At 26.2% G+C, this 1,654-nt stretch carries 3 protein-coding genes; all 3 read right to left on the reverse strand.

Features of this window, described 5'->3' with window-relative positions:
- Window positions 1-28 precede the first annotated feature (28 nt).
- From IX290_RS11330 to IX290_RS11340, 3 genes are read right to left on the reverse strand one after another with little or no spacing between them, the layout of a single operon-like run.
- Complete coding sequence (locus IX290_RS11330) at window positions 29-217, reverse strand: IS3 family transposase (RefSeq protein WP_211493300.1); 189 nt, start codon at window positions 215-217, stop codon at window positions 29-31.
- Window positions 193-963 (reverse strand): IS3 family transposase, encoded by a 771-nt coding sequence (locus tag IX290_RS11335; RefSeq protein WP_211493302.1) that lies wholly within the window; start codon window positions 961-963, stop codon window positions 193-195. Before IX290_RS11335 ends, IX290_RS11330 begins: the two co-directional genes overlap by 25 nt.
- A 54-nt stretch (window positions 964-1,017) precedes the next feature.
- The gene (locus IX290_RS11340; protein ID WP_211493301.1) at window positions 1,018-1,587 is read right to left on the reverse strand and encodes a helix-turn-helix domain-containing protein; all 570 of its coding nucleotides are present in this window, start codon (window positions 1,585-1,587) and stop codon (window positions 1,018-1,020) included.
- Window positions 1,588-1,654 lie beyond the last annotated feature (67 nt).

Here is a 1,654-nt window from a genome sequence, read left to right on the forward strand (position 1 = left end):
TTGATCTGCTACCTGTCAAGTTCTCAATTTAATTATCAACATTTTTTTCTTTAAATCTTCTATATCCATATGGACTTCTATTACCTAAATTTCTCTGTAATCTTTCTTCATTGTAAAATCTTATATAATCTCTTATATCTTCTTTAAGATCTCTTAAATTATTATACTTTTTTAAAAAATATTTTTCTGCCTTTATATTTCCAAAAAATCCTTCCATTGGACCATTGTCAATACATTTTCCAACTCTTGATTACTATGGATTATTCCTAATTCCTCTAATGCTTCCTTATATTCCAGTGAAGTAAATTGTTTGCCCCTATCACTATGCAGAATCCTTCTTTCTTTTTTCTCTGAGGTAAAACTATTTCTTAAGACTTTTAATACTAATTCTGTATTAGCTTTATCTGAAAGAGAAAATGACAAAATAGATTTATCATACAAATCCAATGTGGCACATAAATATATTTTTTTATCATTTCCATATTTAAATTCTGTTATATCTGTAAGGACTTTACTTTGTGGCGCAAGCGCTGTAAACTCCCTATTCAATATATTTTCAGCCTTATACTCCGCAGAAGTTTTAATATATTTCTTTTTCTTTTTCCTGATAATAGAACATATCTTTAACTCATGTTTCATTAATCGGTAGATTCTTTTGTAATTATACTTTTTCTTCATTTGATAGTTAATATTCATAGTCATTCTACGATATCCATAGATTTTATTTACTGAATGATATATTTCTAAAATTTTTTCTTTTATTATCTCATTTTCTTTTTCTCTATCTGAAATGTTTCTTGCAATCCATTTGTAATAGGTTCTTCTATTTACTTTTAAAATTTTACAAAGAAATTTAATAGAATAATTATACTTAAGTGCTACCTGTTTAATAGCTAAAAATTTAAAATTTAAGCTATGTTCTAACTCACTCCCCCTTCTAACTCTATCAACTTTTTTATCAATAACAACTCTGCTTTAAGTCTTTTATTTTTTCTTCCAGTTCTTTATTTTTTCTTTCTAGAATCTCTTTTTCAGAAAGTTCTGTTTCTTTTTTCTGGTTCCTCTTTTATCAGTCAACCCTTGTTCTCCAAGCTTTTTATATTTTCTAGCCCAATCTCTAAGCTGACCTTCAGATATATTATTATTAACAGCAATTTCTTTAGCTGTTTGTTTTTTATTAACATATTGTAAAACCAATTCTATTTTTCTATTTTTTAAAATTTTTTCTCTAGCCATAAACTCCTCCACTTTAATAGACCATTTAGGAGTATTATCCCATTTCAACCACTCTCTTAAAACAGAATCTCCAGAAAGATTATATTTTTTTACTATTTCAAGCATAGAGAATTTTCCACTTAGATAGTCATAAACAGAATTAATTAAAGTAGAATAGGAATATTTAGTATTCTTTGTTATCTCTTTAAGTCCATCAAAGCCATCATTATCATATTTAATAGACCATCTATGAATAGCAGTCCTTTCAACATTATATGTTCTACAAAACTCAGAAAGAGAAATCCTAAGTTCTCTAAATTTTAAAACTAAAAACATTTTTTGTTCAGGAGTAAACTTAATTCTTTTAGACATATACTACCAACTTTCTTATTTTTTATTTGTTGATAATATATATGTGCCCTTTATTGGTATCATATCA

It is taken from the genome of Fusobacterium sp. DD2 (assembly GCF_018205345.1).
GTDB lineage: Bacteria > Fusobacteriota > Fusobacteriia > Fusobacteriales > Fusobacteriaceae > Fusobacterium_A.

Coding starts and splice junctions, on each gene's coding strand:
- IX290_RS11330 (WP_211493300.1), bottom strand. CDS start 217: ATGGAAGGATTTTTTGGAAATATAAAGGCAGAAAAATATTTTTTAAAA.
- IX290_RS11340 (WP_211493301.1), bottom strand. CDS start 1,587: ATGTCTAAAAGAATTAAGTTTACTCCTGAACAAAAAATGTTTTTAGTT.